This window comes from Rhodomicrobium sp. R_RK_3, assembly GCF_002198715.1.
Lineage (GTDB): Bacteria > Pseudomonadota > Alphaproteobacteria > Rhizobiales > Rhodomicrobiaceae > R-RK-3.
Genome location: NZ_MWLK01000006.1, coordinates 265,768 through 288,324 on the forward strand (window position 1 = coordinate 265,768; position 22,557 = coordinate 288,324).

Sequence of the window (22,557 nt, forward strand, 5' to 3'; positions counted from 1 at the left end):
AGGACTTGGCAGGCAGATCACGTTTACGAGATAGGCGCAAAGCACCGGATGAATGGTACGGTTAAGGCCTAACATGCCTGGCACGCGCGAGCCACGAAGGCCACGCGCCAAGCCCATCTTGCGTCACGTTCAGCCAAACCCGCTCACCAAAGATGCGGCCTCCTCTCCCGACACGGGCGCCAGTTTGAAGCCATGTCCCGAGCAGGCTGAGATGACTGTGCCGCGCGGGCCCATAGAGCGGATGATGAAGTGCTCATTTTCGGTGACCGTGTAATAGCAGGCCTTGCGTTCCAGCACCGTGTAGCTGTCGAAATCGGCAAAGGCCAGGCGACCGGCCGTGATCAACCGTTCCACATCTGCATCGGTGGCCGTCCGCGAGGCATCCGGATCGCCCTGGCGGGTAAACACATGATCGCCGATCTTCAGCCGCGTGCCGGGACGAGGCGGCAGCACGTAGCAACTGCTGTGCTCGCCGAGGTCGAGAATGAGCGGCGCCGCCCGCCAGAGCGGGGCGAGCGCGGGTGGCGGAGCCAGAAACATCACCGCCTGGCGCGATGGCACGAGGATCGGCGCCAATTCCGGCAATAGCCGCGTCACCCAAGCTCCGGCGGCGATCACGATGTGGTCGGCCGAATGGGATTTGCCATTGGCGACGAGGCGGCCGGCCTCCAGATCGACCGAGGTCACGTCCGTCCCCTGGCGGAAGACGACGCCGCGCGCGGCGAGGTGGACGACGAGATCGGTCAGGATGCGGATCGGGAACAGGGCGCCGCCGCCGCTGAATTCCAGGGCGCGCGTCAACCCGTCCGCGCGGATCATCGGATAGGCGCGGGCGATGCCCTCGAGGGGGATTTCGCGCCAAGCGATGTCGATGGTGTCGAGATGGGCGATCGAGGCGCTGACCCAGCCGGTGTCACCCCGCTCGAGCAGCAGTTGCGGCAGCGGATCGAAATGGCGCGCGCCGATATCGGCGAACATCTCGTCCCACAGGCGGAAAGCCTCGGGCATCCTGTCGGCGTAGAGTTGCAAGTCGCCATAGTGGCGCCGGATGATGCGGTGCTCGTCATAGGAGCTGGCAACGGGATTGGGAATGGCGCTCTTGTCGAAGACCTCGACCTGATAGCCGCGGCGGACGAGCGCCCACGCCGTGGCGAGCCCGTTGATGCCGGCGCCCACGATAATCACTTTCGCCTTGTTCATGTCGCCGTCTCCAAAGGGCGCGCCTTCCAGCCTTTCTGTGCCGCCCAGTCGGCCGGAATGCCGGCGAAGCGAGCCAGATTGTATTTCGCGATATCGGTGAAGGAGCAGGCGCCGTCGATGACCAGATCGCGGATGGCATGCCCAGTTGCCGGAGACAGGCCGAAGCCCACGCTCGACATGATGCATAAGGTCAGGTTGGAGGGCTCCGCGAGGCGTTCGACGATGGGCCGGCCGTCTGGCGTATTCTCGATGAGCCCGGCCCAGCTTCGGATCACGCGCACATGGCCAGCCTTCGGGAGTAGCTGCCGGAGCCGCCGAGCCAGATGGCCGAGGAGCGGGGTTGAAGGACGCGAGAGCATTTCGCCATCCTCCGGCAGCTCGATCCATTCATGCGGCCCGCCACCATAGGCGAGATTGCCGCGCAGCGTCTGCCGTCCGTAGATCCCCTCGCCGTCGACGCCGCCGATCGGCATCAGCGGCACCGGTTCCGTCACGATCATCTCGGCGCGCGCGACGGCGAGCGGAACGTCGATGCCGATGGTCGCCATCAACCGTCCGGTTTGCGGTCCGGCCGCCAGGACGAGGTGATCGCAGCCAAGGACCCCGGCAGACGTCTCGATGCCGGTCACCTTGCCGCCGGCCATCCTTATGGCACGGACGGGCGTGTGCTGAAGGATGCGGCCACCGAGATCCTGGATCGCCCAGGCATAAGCCTGCACCGTGCGCTGAGGATTGGCGTGACCGCCGACTTTGAGGTGGATGCCGCCAAGGGCGCTGTCACCGGCCAGCGGCACCCGCTCGCGCACGGCGTCGCCGTCGAGGAGGTCCCACTCATAGCCGAGCCGGCCGATGGTCTCGCCGATCGACTGATAAATCCGGAGGAGCGGCTCCGTCGTCGCGAAGATGATCCGCTCGCGCCGATATTCGGTCGGATAGCCGAGCAGTTCGTCCATCAGCGGCCAGAGGCGCTGCTCTTCGTGGAAGAGCGCGCTTTGGTAGTGCGTGCAACCGCCGCCATTGCGCCCGGATGCCTCCCAGCCGACGATGCCCTTGTCGATGACGAGCACGTCGACCCCGGACCGCGCCAGCCACCAGGCGGAGGAAAGGCCGGTGACGCCGCCACCGACCACGATGACGGATGCGCCGGGACGGCCCCGGGCGTCGGTGCCGATGCCTGGGTTCATTGCGGGGTCTCCGGTTACAGATGCGTGTGATCGTCGATGAAGGTCGCTTCGGCGTCGGTGCCGATCAGGTCGTAGGGGATCCATTGCGACGCGATGCTGAACCAGATCGGCCAGTTGGCGGCCATGGCGTCGGTCTCCTCGAGCGTTGCGAGCACGGCGAGCGGTAGCGGCCGGACCGGCGCGCGATATCCAGCGACGGGAATGGATTCGGGTGGGACGCCGCCGCCCATCGCCATCAGCATCGCCACCTGCTCACGGCAGCGCCGTGCCTGGCATGGGCCCATCGAGACACGCGTCAGGCGCTTCATCTGGTCGTGGTTGAGGGGCCCGTCGGCGGCCAGCGTCGCGAGATCCCGGTGGACGGACCTGTCCGAGGGACTGGCGAGATAACGCGGCGCGCGAACGCCAAGGAGATCGGCGCGGGTGACGTCCTCGCACTGACAGGCGAGCACGTTCAGGCCGCCCGTGGACAACAGCGCTTCCATCACCCGCCGCTGATAGGCGAGTTGGTCGGCGTTTCGTGGGGGCGGCGAAGTGTCAAGCGGATCGGCCCGGCCGAGCGATGCCAGCACCGCACGCGCCGCGCGCCGTCCATGCGCTTCCGTCTCGGATCGCGTGGCCAGGGCGGCGGAGACGGCCATGCAATCCCCGGCGCCGAAGACGAGAGGCGAGCCGGTCGAAACACCGTCAGTGCTGCCTGCCACGAAGCCACCGCGATCGGTGTCCAGTGCGAGCGGGACGCCGGCCGTGTCGAAAAGCTCGATCACCGGCACAAGTCCGATGGCAAGGCAAACGGTGTCGCACGCAATCGTGCGCGCCGGGCCGCCATCGAGGGACGCGATCTCAACGCCGGTGACGCCGGTCGGACCGCGACCAGCCGACTTGATGACCTGTCCACAAAGCACGGGAACGCCGCGCTCCGCCAAGGCCGACACGCGCTGCGCGGGTCCCCGCGGGGTTGCGTCCACCTCGATCAGGGCGGCAATTTCGAGACCGCGCGCGAAGGCCAGTTCGGCGGTCGCCAGCGCCAGCTCGTCCGAGCCAAAAATAACGAGCCTGCGCCCGTCGAAGGCATCATAGCGCGCGGCGAGCGCGTGGAATGCCGCCGCGCCCATCACGCCGGGCTGATCGGCGCCGTCGAAATAGACCACGAGATCGCGCGCGCCGATCGCCACCACGATGCGCCGAAAGCCGACGGTCCAGGCGCGGGCATCGTCCGTCAGCCCGGCGACCGCGCCGGGCAGTTCGCGCGTGGCAGGCCCGGGCAAGAACACGCCCCAGCAGGACGTCCCGAGCAGGATTTCGACGCCCGCCGCCAATGCGCCTTCCAGAGCCGGCTCGGAGGCAACGACCTGCTCCAGCATGCGGCCTTTGTTCTGCACCGCCGCTCCGGCTCTCCCGCCGAAATAATGCGGAACATCCATGCCGATCAGAGCGGCATCAACCGGATTTTCGTCGACCAGCATAACCGAGAGGCCCGCTTCGGCCAGTTCCGTCGCAGCCGCGACCCCAGCCGCGCCGGCGCCGACGACGAGAACGTCGACCGTCGCTTCGGGGGCGGCCAGTTTGCCTGCGATGGAGTGGGCATCGATCACGGACATCATACGCGCTCCAGGGCCTGGAGGAGATCGGCGGCGAGATCCTCGGCATGCTCGATACCGACCGAAATCCGCAAAGTCGCGTCGTCGATCCCGACCGCCTCGCGCCGCTCGCGCGGGACGGCGTAATGGGTCGTCGAGGCCGGGTGGCAGATTAGCGTCTCGGTCCCGCCGAGACTGACCGCAAGACGCAGCACCTTGAGGGCGTCCAGCAAACGGAAAGCCGCCGCCTCGTCGCCGCGGATGCGGAAGGAGAAGGTCGAACCCGCCCCGCGGCACTGGCGCGCGAAGACAGCTCCGGCGGGCGCCTCCGGCGGCGTGAAACCTAGATAGGTGACGGAGGACACTTTTGGATGCTCGCGGAGCAAGCCCGCGATCCTGGCGGCATTCTCGGCGGCGCGCGCGGTGCGAAGATGCATCGTCTCGAAGGAGCGCGCCAGCAGCCATGCCGAATGGGCGTCGAGCGTCGAGCCGAATAATGTGCGCAGCATTTTCAGCCGTCCGGTCAGCGCCTTCGGGCCGCTGACGCCTCCAGCAAGAAAGTCGCTATGACCGCCGGCATATTTGGTCAGCGAGGTCATGCAGAGATCGGCACCGAGCGCCAGCGGGCTCTGCACGAAGGGGCCGAGGAAGGTGTTGTCGACGCAGACGAGCGGCCGGCGGCCCTGAGCGGCCCCTATCTCCCCGGCGCTGGCTGCGACGAGCGCTATATCGACGATGGCGGCGGTGGGATTGGCCGGCGTCTCCACCCAGATCACGCCGACGCTGCCCTCGGCCATCGCGCGTTCGGCATCGGCGGCGAGCGTCTCCCGGTCGAGGCCGCTGCGCAGGCCGACAGGCTTGATGCCGAGCCGCGTCAGCTCGCCATTCAGCAGCGCGTCGGTGCCGCCATAGATCGGGCCGGTATGCGCAAGCACGTCGCCCGGCGCGAGAAAGGCGAGCATGATCGAAGTAATCGCCGCCATGCCGCTGGCGAAGCAGGCCGCATCCTCCCCGCCATCTAGCGCGGCAAGCCGGGCTTCGACGATATCCAGGCCGGGATGACCGAGGCGGCCATAAATGTGCCCGGTGGCGCCATTCTCCGCGCCATCGAAAAACGCCTCGTGCAGGCGCTTCGCTTCGGCGGCGGAACCGTAGACGAAGGTCGAGGAGAGATAGACCGGGGGCTTCGCAGCACCGCTCGCGGCCTTCGGGTCGTAGCCATGCCCGACCGTCAGCGTCTCGGGATGCAAACCGGGGGCATCCGAGTCCATGTTGCTCACCCGCGCGCCTTCGCTCATGCCCACTCCAAAACCAGCGGCGTCAGCGGATAGGAGCAGCAGGCGAGGATATCGCCATCCTCCACCTCGTCCTCGAACAGGCCGCCATTCTGATGCATCTCGACCTCGCCGGAGAGCTTGTGCAGCCTGCAAGTGCCGCATACGCCCTGGCGGCACGAGCTTGCGAGCGCGACGCCGCAGCGCAGGCCAGCTTCGAGGATGGTCTCGCCCGGGCGCACGAAAACCTCCACATCATAGGGAAGGATGCGCACGGATATCCCGGCTTCCGTATGAGCGGCTGCGCTCTGCTGTAACATCACCTCTCCCGTCATGCGACCTCGGCGATCCTGGCCGAGGGCGCACCGATATGGGCGCGCATCCGCTCGCAATACCAGTCGATGAAGCGCAGCACGAGGCCCTCCGCTTTCGGTGAATAGGGGCCAGGCAGATAGCCAAGGCCGTTGACTCCCCGCTGGTTGTTCTCGGCCAGGTCGCGATCCTGGCGATTGGTCATGTCCCACGTGTTGATCAAGCTGGGCACGTCGTAATCCACGCCTTCGACGGCGTCCTCATGAACGAGCCACTTGGCCACGACATGCGTCTCCTCCGGCCCGACCGGCAAGACCGAGAACATGAAGGCATAATCGCCAAGCGCATGGCAGAAATTATGCGGCTCGATCGAAAAACGCAGCGAACCGGTGTCGCCGCCGTCGAGGTCGAGCATCGGCTTCTTCACCAGCGGCGCGCCGTCGGGCGACATCGAGATCATCCCCTCATTGAGGGGGAAGCGGGCAATCTGCCACCATGAACCGTCGGTCGGTCCCACCTCAAGGCCGTGCGCCGCCATGCGCTGACAATAGCCCCGCATCCGCGTATCGTCCTCAATGCTCATATTCGCCGAAATCCCGATCGGAAAGCTGATGCCGAGTTCGGGATGATTGGCGGCACAATGGTAGCACTCGCGGCCATTCTCCATGACCAGCTTCCAGTTCGCCTTTTCAACCAGCACATATTGGTGGGCGAGCTTGGCGTTCTCGAAGCCATGCGGCGCGAGCATCGGCTCCAGGGCGCGGCGGAAAGGTGCAAAGTCAGGCGGTGTCTGAGCTAGGCAGATATAGATCGCGCCCGCGACCACTTCGACGTGAATGGGCCGCAAGGGATGGTCGTTCGCGTCGAAATTCTCGGGCATCGCGCCGGCATGCAAGAGGCGTCCGTCGAGGCCGTAGGTCCATTGGTGGTACGGACAAACCAGCTTGGCGGCGCGCCCGGTGCCGTCCTGGCAGATCTGCGCGCCGCGATGCCGGCAGCTATTGAAGAAACCACGGATGGCGCCGGCGCGGTCACGGATCACGACGACGGGCGTGCGGCCGATCGTCATGGCCAGATAATTGCCCGGCTTAGGCAGTTCCACCGAGAAACCGATCATCAGCCAGCAGGCATTGAAGACGCCCTCGATATCGAGCGCGTAGATGTCTGGATCATTGTAGAATGGCTGCGGCAGCGAATATCCGGGGCGCCGCTCGTCGAGAAGGTCGCAAAGTTCGTGCCTGCGGCGCATTGAAATCCTCCGTAAATAAAATGAGCATCTCATTGCGGCCGAGGCACCGGCAATTTCAATTTGCTCATGCCTCCATCTGAAAAAAGCAATTGTCGCCGGCGTCCCGACCGGCGATGATACGCGGATAGGTGGTGTGGAAGGAGCATGGCCGCGGCGGGGTGCAAAAGCACGTTTCATGACAGCAAGACATGGCCGGTGAGGCGAGGTGATTGATCGGAAATGGCTCCCCCTCAATGCGCTCCGTGCATTCGAGGCTGTCGGCCGGCGTCTCAGCTTTACCGTCGGCGCGCAAAGCCTGAGCGTTACGCAGAGCGCCATAAGCCGGCATGTCGGCAGTCTGGAAGACCTCCTCGGCAAACGTCTCTTCCACCGCAATCCCAATGGCCTGGTTCTGACGCATGCAGGCGCGAAGTTGCTGCCCGTCGTCGAGAAATCCTTCAGCCAGATCGAAAAAATCCTCAACGAGATCCAAAACGACGGCGCGGCTTACGAGCGGGTCTTGAGGGTGCACATGCCACCGACCTTCCTGCAGCGTTTCGGTCTGCAGATGCTGCACGAATTCCGCAGTGAGTTTCCCGGGATTGCTCTCGACGTCTCCAGCAGCTACGGCACCTGGCTGCCCACCAAGAAGGTCGATGTCGCGGTGCTCTACGACAAGCCGAAGGTCAGCGACGCGATCCTCGATCTGCTTTGGATGGAGCGGGCGACGCCCGTCTGTTCGCCGGAGCTTGCCGCCCGCTTCGCCGACCGGCCGCTGGCAGATCTGCTTGGCGCGACGGAGCTGCTGCATGTCCGTATCGAGGGACAGCCGGCCAACCACCTTTGGTCCCGTTTCGCGCAGCAGGTTAATGTCGAGCTCGATACCAGCCGCGGCATGACCTTCGACACACTGGCGCTCGCCGTTCAATATGCCCAGCGCGGCGATGGCATCGTCTTGTGCGATATCGACATGTTCATCGACGATATGCAAGAGGGGCGCCTCGGCGTGCCGAGCACGATCGAGATCAAGGATGGTTTTGGCTATTTCCTCTCGCTCCGGCCCGAGGATCTCGACGATCCGCTGATCTCGCTATTCCGGAACTGGATCATTACGCGGTTCGCCGGCATCGACCGCCGGCCCTGGCCGATCGCGCGGCAGGCGGCGACGCCGGACGACATGGCCGAGCTTGAATAGAGCGGGCGCCTCCGATTGCTATTGCGGCTGCGGCCCAACGGTCTTCGCGGTCTGCAGCTCCGCCAGTTCGGCTGCCGGAATGTGGCAGCGGATCGCGTGGCCGGCCTGGTTGCGGGCGAGTGGCGGCTCCGCCTGTTCGCAGACGGGGCCGATTTTGCGCGGACAGCGCGTATGAAAGACGCAGCCACTCGGTGGATTGACGGCGCTCGGGATTTCCCCCTGGAGGCGGATGCGCGCCATGCCAGGCCCGTCGAGGGTCGGCACCGCGGAAAGCAATGCTTCCGTATAGGGATGATGCGGCCCGGAAAACACCTGCTCGGCGGGACCTGTCTCCATAACGCGGCCGAGATAGAGCACGACGATCTTGTCGGACAGGTAGCGGACCACGCCCAGGTCGTGCGAGATGAAGATGTAGCTTACATGATGGCGGGCCTGGAGGTCGACGAGCAGGTTGAGGATCGCCGACTGCACGGACACGTCGAGCGCCGAGGTCGGCTCGTCGCAAACGACGATACGAGGATCGCCCGCAAAAGCCCGCGCGATCGCCACGCGCTGCTTGAGGCCGCCCGAGAGCTGTCGCGGCTTTGCCTGCAGGTGTCTTTCGGACAGCCGCACCGATTGCATGAGCGACAGCAGCCGCTGCTTCAGAGGCGCGCCGCTCAGTCCGGCGAGACGCCGCAGGGCGCGGCCGATGATGCGGCTGACCGGATGCGAGCGGTTGAGCGCCGAGTCAGGGTTCTGGAAAACGATCTGCATCGCCTTCACCTGCTGCCACGACCGGCGCTCCAGGCTTGGCTCGACGAGGTTTCCCTCCAGCATGATCCGTCCGCCCGGATCCGGCTCGATGACACCGAGGAGCATCCTCGCCAGGGTGGTTTTGCCGCTGCCGGATTCGCCCACCAGCCCGAGCGTCTCGCCGGGCAGCAGGCTGAGCGACACATCCGTCACCGCGTGTAAAGCATGGCTGCCGCTGCCGAAGGTCATGTTGAGGTTGTCCACCTTGAGCACCGGCGCGTCGTATTTCGCCGCGGCCGGACTTGCCGCTTCGGCAGGCAGCGTCCGTGGCAGGGTCAGCGCGCGGTCATGATAGTGGCAGCGTGACAGGCGCCCGCCCAGGTCGAACAGCGGCGGCAATTTCGTGCGGCAGAGGTCGTCCGCCAGGGCGCAGCGATCCGCGAACGCGCAGCCGGAGATCGTCGCGCCTGGAGCGGGAAGATTGCCCGGAATCGTGTCGAGCCGCCCCAGATCCTTTCGCTGACCGCCGCGCGGCAGGCAGCGCAGCAGCGCCACCGTGTACGGGTGGCGCGGGTTGTCGAACAGGTCTTTCGTCGGCCCTTCCTCGACCAGCATCCCGGCATAGAGCACACCCACCCGGTCGCACATGCGCGACACCACCGCGAGATTGTGGCTGATGAACAGTAAGGACGTCTGGAATTCCTGGCGAAGCTGGACGATGAGGTCGAGCACTTCGGCCTCGACCGTGGCGTCGAGCCCGGTGGTCGGCTCATCGAGTATCAGCATGGTGGGATCGCTGGCGAGCGCCATGGCGATCCCGACCCGCTGCTGCATGCCTCCGGAAAGCTGATGCGGGTAGCGCTGCATGACGCGGACCGGATCGGATATGCGCACGCGCTTCAGCGTATCGATGGCGCGGTCCTTAGATGGGCCGGCGGCGAGACCGGCCAGCTCGAAGATCTCGGTGATCTGCCGGCCGATTCTCATCGACGGATTGAGCGCCTTGCCCGGATCCTGATAGACCATCGAGATCGTCTTTGCCCGCATCCGGCGCAGGGAAACACTGTCGAGCGCGATCACGTCGGCGCCATCGACCAGGACATGCCCGCCGGTCACGCTGCCATTGCGCGGCAGATAGCGGACGGCCGTCAGGGCGACCGTCGACTTGCCGCAACCGGACTCTCCCACCAGCCCATAGGCTTCGCCCTTACCGATGCGCAGACTGAGGTCGCGCAGCACCGTCCTGTCGCGCCCCTGCGTCCGGTAGGCCACGGACAGCCCTGCAATCGTCAGCGCATCGCGGCCGATCTGCGCTACCTCGGGCTGGTCAAGCATCGAGCGCCCCCTGTACGCCGTCAGCGACGAGGTTCACTCCGATCACCAGCGTTGCGATCGCCAGCGCATCGAACAAAACGGTCCACCAATAGCCACCGCCGATCATGCCGTAATTGCTGGAGATGCTCAGTCCCCAGTCGGGCGATGGCGGTTGAATGCCGAAACCCACAAAGCTCAAGGTGGCAACGACGAATATGGCATAGCCGAGCCTGACGCTCGCCTCGACGAGGATCGAGGGGACGACATTCGGCAGGATCTCGACGAACAGAATGTAGAGCGTGTTTTCCCGGCGCAGTTTCGCCGCCGAGACGTAGTCCAGTTCGCGTTCCGCGATGACTGCGGAGCGCACGGTCCGGGCGATCAGCGGCGAGAAGCTGAGGCCGATTACGCAGATCACTGTCGTGGTCGATGGCCCGAGCGCAACGACGACCAGCAGCGCGATGATGACCACGGGAACGGCCATGAAGGCTTCGAAGATGCGGCTGATGACCTCGTCCACGATGCCGCGAAAATAACCGGTCACCAGCCCAAGAGCCGTTCCCGCGACCGTGGCCAGAAGCGTCGCCAGCGGCGCGACCATCAAGATATCGCGTGAGCCGACGATGACGCGGGAGAAGACGTCGCGGCCGATCTGATCGGTGCCGAACCAGTGTTCGGCGGATGGCGGCTTCAGCGAATTGATGATGTCGTCGGCAAGCGGATCGTAGGGCACGAAATGCCGGCCGAACAGAGCGCATACGACCCAAAATGCCACGATGCCGAACCCGATGACGAAAGACCCGGAACGGCCGAGCAGGGCGAGCGTTTGCGCCAGCCCGCCCCGCCGCTTCTCCTCATCGCCCGGAAGGCTGATGTCCGCCGGTTCCACACTCATCGTCCGCCTCCCAGCCTGATGCGCGGGTTGAGGACGGAATAAAGCAGGTCGGCGAGGAGTGTTGCGATCGACAGCACGATGCCGATCGTCAATATGCCGGCCTCGAGGATTGGGAAATCCTTGCCGCGCGCGGCGGTGAAGATCAGCGACCCGATCCCCTGGTAGCGAAACAGCGTCTCGACGACGACGACGCCGCCCACCAGGTACGTGGTCTGCGAAGCGATCACGGTGATGGTCGGCAGAAGCGCGTTGCGCAGAGCATGCCGCCAGATCACCGTCCGCCACGGCAGCCCCTTCAGCACCGCCGTGCGGACATAATCGCTGTCGAGCGCCTCGATCATGCCGGACCGTGCCATACGGGCAATATAGCCGAACAGCACCAGAAACAGCGGCAGAGCTGGAAGGATGAGGTAATAGATCTGCGTGGTGAGGCCCGCGCCGGGCGGCCAGGCGGCGGAAATCGGAAGCCATTGCAGCCAGACGCCGAAAACGAGGATGAGAACGATACCGGTGACGAATTCAGGCAGCACGGTCGCCGAGAGCCCGCCGAGGCTGATGATGCGGTCCAGCGGCCGATTGACGTTCAAGGCCGCTACGACGCCAGCGGCTATGCCGAGCGGCACGACAAGCACCAGGGCGACGGCGGCGAGCTTCAGCGTATGGCCCAGCGCCTCGAAGACGAAGGGTGCGACGGGCGCGCGGAAGATGTAGGACGTGCCCATATCGCCTTGGACGAAATTGCTGATCCAGTCCCAGTACTGCACGAGGATAGGCCGGTCGAGGCCGAGCTGCGTGTTGAGCAACTCGACCGCACGCATGTCGGCCAGCGGTCCGAGGATGGCCCGCCCAACATTGCCCGGCAGCACCTGACCGGCGATGAACACCATCACGCTGAGCAGGAACAGGGTCACGAGCGATAGCGAAACACGCTGGACGAGGAAGCTGAGGATGGCTCGCACTCCTTCCGGAGACAGGCCAGTTAAAGCAAGCCCGCCAATGCAAAGATGGCACGCGACCGCCCGTCAGGCCTTCGACGCCTTATCGAGATAGAGTTGGGACATCGCGGTCGGCTGAACGCCGGTCACGCCTTTCGCTGCCGCAGTCAGGAAGTCGAAGAAATAGCCGAAGATGACCGGCGTCTCATCCAGAAGCAGGCGCTGAATCTTGCCGGCGGACTGTTTCTGGCTTTCGAGGTCAAGTGCCGCGATGTAGCTTTTGGCCAGTCCGTCATAGCTGGCGTTCTTGAAATGCGAGGCGTTCCAGCTTCCCTCGCTCATCAAGGGGGCGGACAGATAGACGTTGGGCACGCCGCGATGGCCGTAATCGGTAATGCCCATCATCGAATCGAGCCAGTTGGACTTGCCGAAAACGGCGTCGCCATAATAGGTGCTCTGGTCGAGAATACTGAGCTCGAGCTCGATGCCGATCTCCTTCACCGCATTCTGGATCAGCACGGCATATTCGGGGATTTCGAGATATCGCTCGGTGGTCAGCTTTGCCTTGGCGCCCTTGCCGAGGCCCGCCGCCTCCATGAGCTGCTTGGCCTCGGCGATGTTCCGCTCGCGCTGCGCCACAGTCTTGTCCGCGGACGGATAGGCAGCGGCGAACGGGCTGTCATTGCCCACGACCGCGCGGCCTTTCATCAGCCCCTTGGCGAGCTTGTTGCGGTCGAGGCTGAGAGCCACGGCGCGGCGCACGCGGGCATCTGTGAACGGGTCCATGTCGCAGCGCATATGCACCTGCTGATGCGCCACGGACTTGAGGCTCATGATCTCGATATTGGGATCATTGAGCAGGGCCACGCCGGCGAGCGCCGGAAGCTGGTTGATGATGTCGATCTGCCGCCCCTGCAGCGCAAGAATCTGCGGCTGGAGGTCGGCGAAGAAGGTGAATTCGGTGCGCGCGGGCAGGGCCTTCTCTCCCCAATAGTCTTCGTTGCGCACGAAGCTCGCGCCGACTTTCGGCGTATATTTTTCCAGTTTGAACGGTCCGGTGCCGTTGAACGTCTTCTCGAAATCGCCGGCATAGGCCGCCGGGATGATGATGGCGTTGTAGTTGTCTGACGATACGAGGTAGGGGAAGTTGCCGCTCGGGCTGTCGAGGTGGAACGCCACCGTGTAGTCGTCGACCTTCCTCGCCCCGCCCTTTTGCAATGTGCCCTTGAAGACGGATAAGGCGTTCGAGGAGTTCGCGGGATCGGCCAGCCGGTCGATGCTGGCGACGACGTCGTCGGCCTTCATCTCGCCACCGCCATGGAATTTCACGCCTTTCCGAAGCTTGAAAGTCCAAACTGTCCCATCGGCATTCGGGTTCCAGCTTTCCGCCAGCATCGGCCGCAGAACCAGATCGGGGCCGTCGAGGCAGAGAAATTCGCCCACCTGCTGCAGCATCAACAATCCGCCCGCATCCGCGACCGTGACCGGATCGATCGCGGCGGAGGGGATGCTGTTCCCGATGCGGATGGTCGCGCCTGCCGCACCGGCGGCGTAGGCGAGGCCCGGCATGACGCCGAACCCGGTCGCGGCGGCGACGCGTCCGAGCAGCGGCAGCGATAATCCAAGCAGACTGCCATGGCGGAGGAATTCGCGGCGGCTGATCCTCCCGTCGACGACACCGTCGATCAGATGGTTTTCGATCTCCGTGCGGCCACGCCGGATTGCGTCGATGGTCCGATAGTCCTTACGCATGGCTCTAACCTCTTCACCGGCGCGGCAGATTAGAAATGTCTCCGTTGGACTGTAACATGCGGTATTGCGGGTCCAACAAGCCTTTTCTGCTATCGATCGCAATACTTGCTGGACCCCGCGACATCCAGGCGAAGCAACGCGGGGCTTTGGCACAGCGATGCAGCCGATTTGAGCAGTTGCCTCGGAGATTGCACGAAATAACGCCGTCGGCTTTAAATGAGGGGCGGCTCGTTATTGAAAAGAATAGGCCGCGAAGGCGTGAAAAGACGCGCCAGGCGCGGCGCGGTGATGAAAGGCAGGCCTTGGCGGCGCGACGTCCATCCGACGACGGCGAGCGTTTGTGCAGATGGCTCGAATCGCCGGGCCAGGTGCCAGGATCTGGCATCGATGGCGGCGACATCGGCGGCACCACCGGCGACGGCGCGGATCGAGGTCCGGTGCGAGCCGGTTTCCAAGGTCCCGGCAAAGAGCGAGAGACTGTTTCCCGCGCGCTCCACGTCCCGTTTCAATCCGATGTAGCCCGACATTGAATCCGGTCCATTGAAAGCGAAGCGGGCGCCGCGCCACGACCCGAGCGGGACCATTGCGCGTCCATCCTCGGGCGAGCGGCAATCGGCGCGCGCCCGGGCATCGCTCCGCCGCATCACGATGGCGCTCGAATAGAGCGATCCCTCGCCGCCCTCGATGCCGCTATAGTCCGGGAGGCCGATCACCGCGACATGCGGTTGCAGGCCGAGTTCCATCGGGCCCCAGCAGGTCTGTCCGAACAGCAGCGCCGGATGCCGCCACAAGGTGTGCAGATGAAGGTCATCGGCGGGCAGCGCCGCGGGATCCGAAGCGATCACAGCTCCCAGGGCGTCGCGGATACCGTCCGGTACCGCCGGCATATCGCCATTACGGCGCGTCAAATGCTCGGGAGCGTCGACGCCGCAGGCCCTCAGCCGGTCACGGATCGCCGCCCACTCGGCGTCGACCTCGCCGCACCGCTCGGGCCAGTCATACATTGGAAGTGAAGCGATATACCGCATGGCGGCGGGTGCCATATTCGATCTCCGTGCGCCGATCTCGCGACGGCTCTCAGCAACCCGAATGTGCCGCCGCGCGAGGCCGCTCCGAAGTCCTGCCCTCTCCGGGCGCCTTGGCAGGATCGGTATTTCCCAGTTCGACTGTAATGGCATGACCAGGTTTCGACGAGGGCACGGCACGGCGCAGAACCGGATGCACGACAGGTTCCTTCGGCCGCAAAGCGAATGCCCGGAATATCTCGAAATAATTGCGGAACACGTAGCCTTCGTTCATCGCCCGCCACGCCTCGCTCTCTTCGGCATAGAGGGCCTTAAGCTTGTACCAAGGTGCGGTCGGTCGCTTGTGATGCACGAGATGCAGATTATTGTTGAGAAACAGCAGGGCCAGCCACGATTTCTCCACGATGACGGTTCGCCCCTCCGGCCGCTCCGACCACTGATGCTCGCAATAGGACCGGATGCAGATGATCGACATCCCGCCATAGGCCGAACTCACCGCATACAGCCAGAACGAGATGCCGAACGCACCTTCCAGAAGACCCGCGAGAACAGCGAGACCTGCGGCATGCAGCATCCATGCCTTCCGGATGCTTGGACTGGAACCGAATTGCCCGACCTCGGTGACGAGGAACCCCGGCACAGCCAGGGCCGGGCCCAGGGTGACCCGGCCGACCAGCGTATTGTTCCAGCGGAGCAGCATCTTCAGCGCGCGAGGAAGCTTCTCCCAGTCATATTGTGCCCGGTAGTAGCATTCCGGATCGTCATAAGGATCCGTCAGCCGCTCGTCGGCATGATGCCGGAGGTGCACGGCCCTGTAGCGCCGATAGGGGTAGAAGACGCCAAGCGGCAGCCCGACCAGCCATTCATTGAGGTGGCGGTTGCGGGTCGGATGGCCATGCAAAACCTCATGCTGCAAGGACGAATGCAGCGCGATCACCACCGCCAATACCGCCAGGGCGGCCGCCGGCATGAGCGGATAAAGATAAGACGCCGTCGCGAACCAAAGCCCGTAGCAAACGAGCAGCAAGCCGACCGTCGGCCATTCGACCGCACCGAGGCTCACGCGCCGAATTGGTGAATTCGGTCGTCCAATCTTTCGGCGTTTCCCCAAGGCTCATCCGCTCCAGCAAGTTCGGAACTTTAAGACTCTCACCCTGAGGCAGCATGCGGCACTGCGAGAATTGTGATGATGTGTTAATTCTGAACAGCAAACATGGCATCTGTTGCGTAAAGTCAGCAAAAGAGGACGAAAGTGGACAAGCGCGATCTAGCTGGTCTTTTTCAAGAGCGCCTCAAGACGCTCTTGAGGCGGAGTGCGACGAGCCAGTCGGGTTTCGCAGCATCGGTGGGGATCGATCGCTCGGCCCTGTCTCAACTCCTCGCGGGGCAGTCCGCACGCCTGCCGAGAGCGGAGACGTTGCTCAACATTGCGGAACGTTATGGCGTCTCGCTCGACTGGCTGTTGGGCCTCAGCCAGGATGAAGGCATCACCGGCGGATTGCGGCCCAGTTTCGAGATCGAGGAGGAGCCGGCTGGAGCGCAGCGCCAGACGTTGCTGGCGCATTGGCACGCGGAAGCCGCCGGAACGAAAATCCGTTATGTGCCGATGCGCCTGCCGGACCTTGTGCGGACACAGGCCGTTATCGCTTACGAAACCGCGCATGTCCGGGTGAATCCCGAAATCCAGATCAGCGAGACGGCGTTCCGACTGGATTACAATCGCCAGCCCGGCACCGATATGGAAGTGTGCATGCCGATGCAGGCGCTGGAGGATTTTGCGGCGGGGCATGGCGTCTGGCGCGACCTGCATCCCGATATTCGGCAGGAGCAGCTTCGGCATATGGCCTCGCTGCTGGACGAACTCTATCCTTCGTTCAGACTCTATCTCTTCGACGGGCGACAGCGTTTTTCGGTGCCTTACACCGTGTTCGGGCCGTACCGCGCCGCGATCTTCGTCGGCGAGATGTATCTGGTGCTCAATTCACGCGAGTCCGTCTTGTCGATGCAGCGGCATTTCGACAACCTCATTCGCGTTGCGCGGGTCAATGCCCACGCAGCATGCGACTTCGTCACCGCCTTGCCGGTGCATCGCAGCCCCCGCTAGAGCCGATGGGTTTCGTCGAATGCAACACACCACCGCTGCTTGTCGATCTTGCCTCCCGGTGGCAGCGGCCGGCATGTCCGCCCATCTGGCCTCGACGGGCATCACTTAGCCGGATTCTCCTCGATCCATTTAAGGACCTGGGCGGCCGTGTCGCCGTAGAAAACCCGGTAGACCTCCTCGGAGACATAACCAATATGGGGCGTGGCCAGCAGGTTGGCGGCGGAGCGGTAGGGGTGATCGGCTGGCAGCGGCTCCACGTCGTACACATCGAGGGCAGCCCCCGCGATCCGGCCCTCCCGCAGCGCCTCGAGCAATGCCGGTTCCGAGACGATCGGACCGCGCGAGGTGTTGATCAAAAACGCCGTCGGCCGCATTAATCCGAGCGCACGCGCGTCGACCAGTCCGCGCGTCCGGTCGCTCAAGACGAGGTGGATAGTCAGAAAATCCGCCTTGGCGAAGAGTTCGTCCTTCGACACCAGCGCCGCTCCCGCGGCTTCGGCGCGTTCGGCCGTCAGGTTCTCGCTCCACGCGATTATCTCCATGCCGAACGCCTTGCCGATCCGCGCCACCTCCGACCCGATCCGGCCCAGTCCCAGGACCGCGAGCGTCTTGCCATTGACGCCGGTGCCGACCGATCGCTGCCACCCTCCCGTTCGCAGCGACGTTGCCTCATCGACGATGCTGCGGGCGCGGCCGAGGATCAGGGCCCAGGTCAGCTCGATGGTCGGTGTGGCGTTATAGCCGGTATTGGCGAAGGCGATGCCCCGCTCGGCTGCCGCCTCGAGATCGATGGAGGCGTTGCGCGCCCCGGTCGAGACGATCAGGCGCAGCCGTGGCAAGCGCTCGATGATGCTGCGCGGCAGCGGGGTGCGCTCGCGCATGACGCAGAGAACGTCGAACGGCTCAAGCCGCGCCACCAGCGCATCGGGATCGCGAATGGTGTCGCGGAACACCGTGATCTCCGCGCGCGCCGCAACGGCCGACCAGTCCGCCATGTCCAGCGCGACGCCCTGATAGTCGTCCAAGATCGCGATCCGCATGCCTGTCCTCCGATTGTTCTGTCACCTGCGGGCGTTGTATCGCGGCCGCTCGAGGCCCTTGAGCCTGAATCAGCAAGCCATGCCCGCATTCGGGACATAAAATCAACTCTGGCGACCCTGAGTCTATCACGCTGCCGACCTTCCAGGCGTCGGGCCGCCCCTTGTCATGTTCAAGCAGTGACGACGGCACCGCGCAAGCTGCCATCCTGATGGCCCAGACTTAAGACTCCGAGATGCTCAGGCAGAATTTAATGGTGGGACCTCACTCCCGATAGTGCGACGATAATGCAGTGGTACCGCAAGGCCATCGAAATGCCATTGCGCGCAAACGTCGGGAGACGCTCGCCCAGCAATAGGCTGCCCGCCGAAAACGCGGCACAAGACTTTCACAAAGTCGGCGTTTGTGTTCCACGGTGCCGCCCGCAGAGTTAAGCTGGGCCGGCATTCGCTTCCTCTGACGCACCCAAGGTAAAAGGACGACCCATGGCGCTCACAAGACGCATATTTGTGTCAGGACTCTCGACATTACCTTTCGCCAGTACATTGGCGCGCGCCGCGAATTGGCCTTCGGGTCCGATCCGCATCATTGTGCCGTTTCCGCCGGGCGGTTCCGTTGACGCGGTGGGCCGCGCGCTGTCCCCCGGTCTCCAGGGGCGTCTCGGCGCCAATGTCGTCATCGAGAATATCGGCGGCGCATCCGGCAGCATCGGCGCGGCAACAGCGGCCCGAGCGCAGCCGGACGGGAACACCTGGCTCCTGGTGTTCGATACGCACGCCATCAATCCGACTCTCATGCCCAACTTGCCGTTCGACACCAAGGCGGATCTGGTTCCGGTTTATCTGATCGGCACGGCGCCGAACCTTCTCGCGACGAGCCCGAGCAAGCCCTTCAAGACCTTCGCTGATGTGATCGAGGCCGCGAAAAAGGCACCGGACACCATCACCTATGGTTCCATCGGCATCGGCAGCCTCGGCCATCTCACCATGGTCAGGCTCGCCAACGCCGCCGGCGTGAAGCTGGTTCACGTGCCCTACAAGGGCGGCGGCCCTGCCGTGACGGATGCGATCGGCGGGCACATCGATCTGGTCGTCGGCAGCGCGGCGTTGGGCGCTCCGCATGTGAAAGCCGGCAAACTCCATCCCGTGGTGCAGACCGGCAAGAGTCGCCTGCCCGCGCTGTCCGATACGCAGACGCTCGCCGAGGCCGGTTTCGGCGGGCTGGAATCCCATGCGTGGTGGGGCGTGTTTGCTCCCAAGGGGACGCCGCAGCCGACGGTCGACAGGTTCGCCGGGGAACTGCGTGCGGTGCTCGGGGATGAAAAGGTGGTTTCGCAGTTGGTCGACGGCCAGCAAATGACGCTAGTGAACGGCGGAGCCGACGAGTTGCGGACCTTTTTGAACGATCAGATCCAAATCTGGGGCAAGATCATCAAGGACAACAACATCAAGCTGGATTCCTGACCGCGCAATAGCTGCCGAACACCGGACCGTAATTCAAGGCCGCCGGTTCTAACCGGCGGCCCGCCAACGCCTTAAAAGTCCTGCGAACTTCCGGCCGATCTCCAAGGCGACACGATTGTTTTCGACTTCCATCGCCGCGTGCGAGGACAGAGGTCAGCCGAACCTCCGCAACAGCCTGATACCCACGTCAAGCCTCGCGCGCGGCGGCGCGGCGATCGATCTGCCTCAAGGCCCAGCCTACGGTCTTGCGCACGTCGGGATCGGGATCGTCTCGAGCAGCTTCGAGATGCGGGCGGCTCGAGGCTGCCGCGATCTCGCCGAGGGCGGCGGCTTCCTTGCGCAGATTGACCTGCGGCGCAACCAGGCTGGCGGCGATGCGGGGGGCGGCGTTAACGGCCCGCAGACGGCCGAGGCTACGCGCCGCCTTCAGCCTGACTTGCCAGAATGCATCGTCCAGCGCGGCAATCAGAGCCGGGGCGACCAGCGCACCCGCAGCGCCGTTCCCCAGCGTATCGGCGGCGACTTCGCGGACCATCCAGTCCTCGTCCCGGAGCGCCGCGTGGATCGCCTCGGTCGCGGCGGCGGACTGGGCAAAGGCGAGCGCGCTGACGGCCGCCCGCCGGATCTGGGGGTCGGCGTCCGCCGTCGCGATCCGCAAGGCCGGGATGGTCTCCTCGCGCTTGAGGAAGCCGAGCACGCCCACCGCCTGCACCCGAACCGATGGGTCTGGATCGCGCAAGGCCTCCAGCGCGGGTTTCAGCGCATCGCCGCGCCGCAATTCCTTGAGCGCCCTCAACGCGGCGGCGCGCACGGATGCCGATGCGTGGCCGGCGAGGGCGATGAACGGATCGGCGGCGGCGGGATCTCTCAGCTCGGCGGCGCTGTCAGCCGCCGCGGCGGCGACGTCCGGATCGGCATCGATGAGCGCGAGCGCGATGGCTTCCGCGGCTTCAAGGCCATCATATTCCCCGAGCGCGCGGGCCCCCTCCCGGCGCACCCCAGCGTCGGGATCGGCGAGCACACCGGCGAGCAGCGGGATCGCGTCCGGATCGCCCGCATGGCCGAGCTCCATCACGGCGACGCGGCGCTCTCCGGCGTCGGCGGCTTTGAGGCGCTCGGCGCTCTCGTCCAGATCGCTATAGGCTTCGAACGGTCCGCCCATGTAACGCCTCTATTTCAGCAAATAGGGAATGTTCACGGTGACGGCGCCGGTTGGGCAGTCGCAGGCGCAGGGCATGCAATACCAGCACTCGTCATAGGCCATGTAGGCCTTGCCGGTCATCTCGCTGATGCGCAGCACGTCGAGCGGACAGACGTCGACGCAGACCGTGCAGCCCTTATCGGCGATGCATTTGTCGTTATCGACGACGACGGGAACGGAGGTCTGGGTGGCGGCGAGCGGCATGGTCGGTACTCCTCGGCCTCAGGCGCTGGCGCGCAGGCGCTGCTTGCCGTAAAGGGCTTTCTCATCGTCGGCGACGGGCACGATATAAGGATCGACGGCGCGCTTCTCGCCGGTCATGCGGCCATCCCGCTTGGACAGCAGCGTGTGGCAGAACCAATTGGCTTCGTCCTTGGCCGGATAGTCGGTGCGCAGGTGATAGAGGCCCCAGCGGCTCTCCTGGCGATAGAGCGAGGCGAAGGCCGCCATGTCGGCGCAGTCGAGGATCGAGGCCGCCTCCAGCGCCCGCAGCAGCTCGTGCGCATTGCGCGCCAGCATGCGATTTTCGAGATCGTCGCGGATCTCAGCGAAGCGGGCCTGCGCCAGCTCGTATTTGCGCCGGACTTTTGGCGGCTGCAGGTAGTCGTTCACCAGCCGCCTCGTCTTGTACTCGATCTGGTTCGGCGGAATGCCGTCCTCGCGCCGGGTCGGAGCCAGCACGCGCTCGCGCTCCCTGGCGATGTCCACGGGGTCGATCTCCGCGAAATCGAGCCCATACGCCTGTTCGGCTGCGTCCTCCCCGGCAATGGCGCCGTTGGTGAAGGCGCCGAGCATGTAATTATGCGGCACGCTGGCCATGTCTCCAGCGGCGTAGAGGCCGGGCACCGTGGTGCGCGCGAATTCGTCGACGAAGACGCCCGAGGCGCTGTGGCCCGAACAGAAGCCGATCTCGGAGATGTGCATCTCGATCATGTCGCGGCGGTAGTCGGTGCCGCGACCGGCATGGAATTCGCCGCGCGAGGGTCGCTCGACCTTATGCAGGATGCTCTCGATCTCGGCGATGGTGTCCTCGTGCAGATGATTGAGTTTTAGGAAAACCGGCCCCTTGCCGGACTTCAGCTCGTTGAAGAATTCCAGCATCATCTGGCCGGACCAGTAGTCGCATTCGATGAAGCGGGCGCCTTCGTTGTTGGCCGTGTAGGCGCCGAAAGGCCCCGCGACATAGGCGCAGGCCGGGCCGTTATAGTCCTTGATCAGCGGATTGATCTGAAAGCATTCGAGGTTCGCGAGCGCCGCGCCCGCATGATAGGCCATGGCATAGCCGTCGCCGGAATTGGCGGCGTTCTCGTAGGTGCCGAACAGATAGCCCGAGGCGGGCAGCCCCAGCCGCCCGGCCGCGCCCATGCACAGGATGACGGTCTTCGCCCGGATGACCAGAAACTCGGCGCTGCGCGTGTTCACCGCGATGGCGCCGGCGATGCGGCCATCCGCGCCCGTCAGCAGCCGCGTCGCCATGTAGCGGTTGGAGATCAGCAGGCGCGCCCGGCGCAACTGGCGATACAGCGCCTTCTTCACCGTGTCGCCATTGGGCATGGGCAGCACGTAGCTGCCGAGGTGATGCACCTTCTTCACCGCGAAATCGCCGTTCTCGGTCTTGGCGAAGCGGATGCCGAAGCGGTCCAGCTCCTCGATGATGCCGTAGCAGCGCTGGGCATATTTTAGCACCGCCGCCTGGTTGACGATGCCGTCATTGGCGATGGTGATTTCCTTGGTGTACTGCTCGGGGGTCGCATGGCCGGGAATGACGGCATTGTTGAGCCCGTCCATGCCCATGGAGATGGCGCCGGAGCGCTTCACATTGGCCTTCTCCAGAAGGATGACGGTGCCGCCGGGGGTTTTTCAGCTTGGCCTTGAGCGCCGCCATCGGGCCCGCCGTGCCGCCGCCGATCACCAGCACGTTGCAGGAAACCTCGGACAGGCCGTCGACGATCTCGTCCATTCGCGTCCCCTTTTCAAACTGTCTCGGCGACAGCCGTGCATGGGCAGTTTGTCCGTGAAGAAGCATCGAGATTGCGAATGTCGAGGCTCACGTTGAGCTCCTTCCTGGCCGGGAAGCCTCCACGGCCCCACTGTTTCGCGCGGGGGCTCAAGCCGGTCGCGC

Annotated in this window: 19 protein-coding genes and 1 pseudogene; 3 read left to right on the forward strand and 17 right to left on the reverse strand. The window is 64.6% G+C overall.

The features are described from left to right. Nucleotides 1-129 precede the first annotated feature (129 nt). The 7 genes from BLEFHOIH_RS03275 to BLEFHOIH_RS27150 all read right to left on the reverse strand — a co-directional run bounded on the left by BLEFHOIH_RS03275 (nt 130) and on the right by BLEFHOIH_RS27150 (nt 7,271). The gene (locus BLEFHOIH_RS03275; protein WP_088343058.1) at nt 130-1,200 is read right to left on the reverse strand and encodes an FAD-dependent oxidoreductase; all 1,071 of its coding nucleotides are present in this window, start codon (nt 1,198-1,200) and stop codon (nt 130-132) included. Next, nucleotides 1,197-2,384: an FAD-binding oxidoreductase gene (locus BLEFHOIH_RS03280; RefSeq protein WP_088343059.1), complete on the reverse strand. Its 1,188-nt coding sequence runs from the start codon at nt 2,382-2,384 to the stop codon at nt 1,197-1,199. Before BLEFHOIH_RS03280 ends, BLEFHOIH_RS03275 begins: the two co-directional genes overlap by 4 nt. 14 nt (nt 2,385-2,398) lie before the next feature. Further along, the gene (locus BLEFHOIH_RS03285) at nt 2,399-3,985 is read right to left on the reverse strand and encodes an FAD-dependent oxidoreductase (protein ID WP_095407235.1); all 1,587 of its coding nucleotides are present in this window, start codon (nt 3,983-3,985) and stop codon (nt 2,399-2,401) included. After that, complete coding sequence (locus tag BLEFHOIH_RS03290; RefSeq protein WP_245296848.1) at nt 3,985-5,262, reverse strand: cystathionine gamma-synthase family protein; 1,278 nt, start codon at nt 5,260-5,262, stop codon at nt 3,985-3,987. Before BLEFHOIH_RS03290 ends, BLEFHOIH_RS03285 begins: the two co-directional genes overlap by 1 nt. Continuing rightward, nucleotides 5,259-5,558: a 2Fe-2S iron-sulfur cluster-binding protein gene (locus BLEFHOIH_RS03295; RefSeq protein WP_170936970.1), complete on the reverse strand. Its 300-nt coding sequence runs from the start codon at nt 5,556-5,558 to the stop codon at nt 5,259-5,261. The genes BLEFHOIH_RS03290 and BLEFHOIH_RS03295 overlap by 4 nt, the downstream gene beginning before the upstream one ends. An 11-nt stretch (nt 5,559-5,569) precedes the next feature. After that, nucleotides 5,570-6,799, reverse strand: a complete 1,230-nt coding sequence (locus BLEFHOIH_RS03300; protein WP_088343062.1) for an aromatic ring-hydroxylating dioxygenase subunit alpha — start codon at nt 6,797-6,799, stop codon at nt 5,570-5,572. Between the two features lie 64 nt (nt 6,800-6,863). Continuing rightward, nucleotides 6,864-7,271, reverse strand: coding sequence for a hypothetical protein (locus tag BLEFHOIH_RS27150; protein ID WP_245296849.1), 408 nt, complete (start codon nt 7,269-7,271; stop codon nt 6,864-6,866). Nucleotides 7,272-7,298: 27 nt separating this feature from the next. Here BLEFHOIH_RS27150 and BLEFHOIH_RS03305 point away from each other — a divergent pair, with 27 nt between their 5' ends. Further along, on the forward strand, nt 7,299-7,973 hold the full coding sequence (locus BLEFHOIH_RS03305) for a LysR substrate-binding domain-containing protein (RefSeq protein ID WP_280950635.1): 675 nt from the start codon (nt 7,299-7,301) through the stop codon (nt 7,971-7,973). Between the two features lie 18 nt (nt 7,974-7,991). Here BLEFHOIH_RS03305 and BLEFHOIH_RS03310 read toward each other — a convergent pair whose 3' ends face one another. From BLEFHOIH_RS03310 to BLEFHOIH_RS03335, 6 genes are all read right to left on the reverse strand, one after another. Further along, nucleotides 7,992-10,043, reverse strand: coding sequence for a dipeptide ABC transporter ATP-binding protein (locus BLEFHOIH_RS03310; protein WP_088343063.1), 2,052 nt, complete (start codon nt 10,041-10,043; stop codon nt 7,992-7,994). After that, complete coding sequence (locus BLEFHOIH_RS03315; protein ID WP_088343064.1) at nt 10,036-10,917, reverse strand: ABC transporter permease; 882 nt, start codon at nt 10,915-10,917, stop codon at nt 10,036-10,038. Before BLEFHOIH_RS03315 ends, BLEFHOIH_RS03310 begins: the two co-directional genes overlap by 8 nt. Beyond that, nucleotides 10,914-11,867, reverse strand: coding sequence for an ABC transporter permease (locus BLEFHOIH_RS03320; RefSeq protein WP_088343151.1), 954 nt, complete (start codon nt 11,865-11,867; stop codon nt 10,914-10,916). Before BLEFHOIH_RS03320 ends, BLEFHOIH_RS03315 begins: the two co-directional genes overlap by 4 nt. A 72-nt stretch (nt 11,868-11,939) precedes the next feature. Next, on the reverse strand, nt 11,940-13,604 hold the full coding sequence (locus BLEFHOIH_RS03325; RefSeq protein ID WP_088343065.1) for an ABC transporter substrate-binding protein: 1,665 nt from the start codon (nt 13,602-13,604) through the stop codon (nt 11,940-11,942). A gap of 212 nt (nt 13,605-13,816) precedes the next feature. Next, on the reverse strand, nt 13,817-14,647 hold the full coding sequence (locus BLEFHOIH_RS03330) for a PhnD/SsuA/transferrin family substrate-binding protein (protein WP_245296851.1): 831 nt from the start codon (nt 14,645-14,647) through the stop codon (nt 13,817-13,819). A gap of 34 nt (nt 14,648-14,681) precedes the next feature. After that, entirely contained in the window at nt 14,682-15,692 is a 1,011-nt protein-coding gene (locus BLEFHOIH_RS03335) for a fatty acid desaturase (protein WP_245296852.1), read from the reverse strand. Nucleotides 15,693-15,881: 189 nt separating this feature from the next. Here BLEFHOIH_RS03335 and BLEFHOIH_RS03340 point away from each other — a divergent pair, with 189 nt between their 5' ends. Beyond that, on the forward strand, nt 15,882-16,733 hold the full coding sequence (locus tag BLEFHOIH_RS03340) for a helix-turn-helix transcriptional regulator (protein WP_088343066.1): 852 nt from the start codon (nt 15,882-15,884) through the stop codon (nt 16,731-16,733). A gap of 101 nt (nt 16,734-16,834) precedes the next feature. Here the strand turns inward: BLEFHOIH_RS03340 and BLEFHOIH_RS03345 are convergent, their stop codons facing one another. Next, nucleotides 16,835-17,773 carry a D-2-hydroxyacid dehydrogenase family protein gene (locus tag BLEFHOIH_RS03345; protein WP_088343067.1) on the reverse strand — a complete coding sequence of 313 codons (939 nt, stop codon included), beginning with the start codon at nt 17,771-17,773 and terminating at the stop codon, nt 16,835-16,837. A 483-nt stretch (nt 17,774-18,256) separates the two neighbouring features. Here BLEFHOIH_RS03345 and BLEFHOIH_RS03350 point away from each other — a divergent pair, with 483 nt between their 5' ends. Beyond that, nucleotides 18,257-19,234: a tripartite tricarboxylate transporter substrate binding protein gene (locus tag BLEFHOIH_RS03350; protein WP_088343068.1), complete on the forward strand. Its 978-nt coding sequence runs from the start codon at nt 18,257-18,259 to the stop codon at nt 19,232-19,234. 187 nt (nt 19,235-19,421) lie between these two features. Here the strand turns inward: BLEFHOIH_RS03350 and BLEFHOIH_RS03355 are convergent, their stop codons facing one another. From BLEFHOIH_RS03355 to BLEFHOIH_RS03365, 3 genes and pseudogenes are all read right to left on the reverse strand, one after another. Next, nucleotides 19,422-20,396 carry a HEAT repeat domain-containing protein gene (locus tag BLEFHOIH_RS03355; RefSeq protein WP_088343069.1) on the reverse strand — a complete coding sequence of 325 codons (975 nt, stop codon included), beginning with the start codon at nt 20,394-20,396 and terminating at the stop codon, nt 19,422-19,424. Between the two features lie 9 nt (nt 20,397-20,405). Continuing rightward, nucleotides 20,406-20,639 carry a ferredoxin family protein gene (locus tag BLEFHOIH_RS03360; protein ID WP_088343070.1) on the reverse strand — a complete coding sequence of 78 codons (234 nt, stop codon included), beginning with the start codon at nt 20,637-20,639 and terminating at the stop codon, nt 20,406-20,408. 18 nt (nt 20,640-20,657) lie between these two features. Continuing rightward, nucleotides 20,658-22,395, reverse strand: a pseudogene (locus BLEFHOIH_RS03365) (fumarate reductase/succinate dehydrogenase flavoprotein subunit). Between the last annotated feature and the right edge of the window lie 162 nt (nt 22,396-22,557).

Bases quoted from the DNA above. Each gene is read 5' to 3' on its own strand.
- BLEFHOIH_RS03275 (WP_088343058.1), bottom strand. From the start codon at position 1,200: ATGAACAAGGCGAAAGTGATTATCGTGGGCGCCGGCATCAACGGGCTC.
- BLEFHOIH_RS03280 (WP_088343059.1), bottom strand. From the start codon at position 2,384: ATGAACCCAGGCATCGGCACCGACGCCCGGGGCCGTCCCGGCGCATCC.
- BLEFHOIH_RS03285 (WP_095407235.1), bottom strand. From the start codon at position 3,985: ATGTCCGTGATCGATGCCCACTCCATCGCAGGCAAACTGGCCGCCCCC.
- BLEFHOIH_RS03290 (WP_245296848.1), bottom strand. From the start codon at position 5,262: ATGAGCGAAGGCGCGCGGGTGAGCAACATGGACTCGGATGCCCCCGGT.
- BLEFHOIH_RS03295 (WP_170936970.1), bottom strand. From the start codon at position 5,558: ATGTTACAGCAGAGCGCAGCCGCTCATACGGAAGCCGGGATATCCGTG.
- BLEFHOIH_RS03300 (WP_088343062.1), bottom strand. From the start codon at position 6,799: ATGCGCCGCAGGCACGAACTTTGCGACCTTCTCGACGAGCGGCGCCCC.
- BLEFHOIH_RS03310 (WP_088343063.1), bottom strand. From the start codon at position 10,043: ATGCTTGACCAGCCCGAGGTAGCGCAGATCGGCCGCGATGCGCTGACG.
- BLEFHOIH_RS03315 (WP_088343064.1), bottom strand. From the start codon at position 10,917: ATGAGTGTGGAACCGGCGGACATCAGCCTTCCGGGCGATGAGGAGAAG.
- BLEFHOIH_RS03325 (WP_088343065.1), bottom strand. From the start codon at position 13,604: ATGCGTAAGGACTATCGGACCATCGACGCAATCCGGCGTGGCCGCACG.
- BLEFHOIH_RS03330 (WP_245296851.1), bottom strand. From the start codon at position 14,647: ATGGCACCCGCCGCCATGCGGTATATCGCTTCACTTCCAATGTATGAC.
- BLEFHOIH_RS03345 (WP_088343067.1), bottom strand. From the start codon at position 17,773: ATGCGGATCGCGATCTTGGACGACTATCAGGGCGTCGCGCTGGACATG.
- BLEFHOIH_RS03350 (WP_088343068.1), top strand. From the start codon at position 18,257: ATGGCGCTCACAAGACGCATATTTGTGTCAGGACTCTCGACATTACCT.
- BLEFHOIH_RS03355 (WP_088343069.1), bottom strand. From the start codon at position 20,396: ATGGGCGGACCGTTCGAAGCCTATAGCGATCTGGACGAGAGCGCCGAG.
- BLEFHOIH_RS03360 (WP_088343070.1), bottom strand. From the start codon at position 20,639: ATGCCGCTCGCCGCCACCCAGACCTCCGTTCCCGTCGTCGTCGATAAC.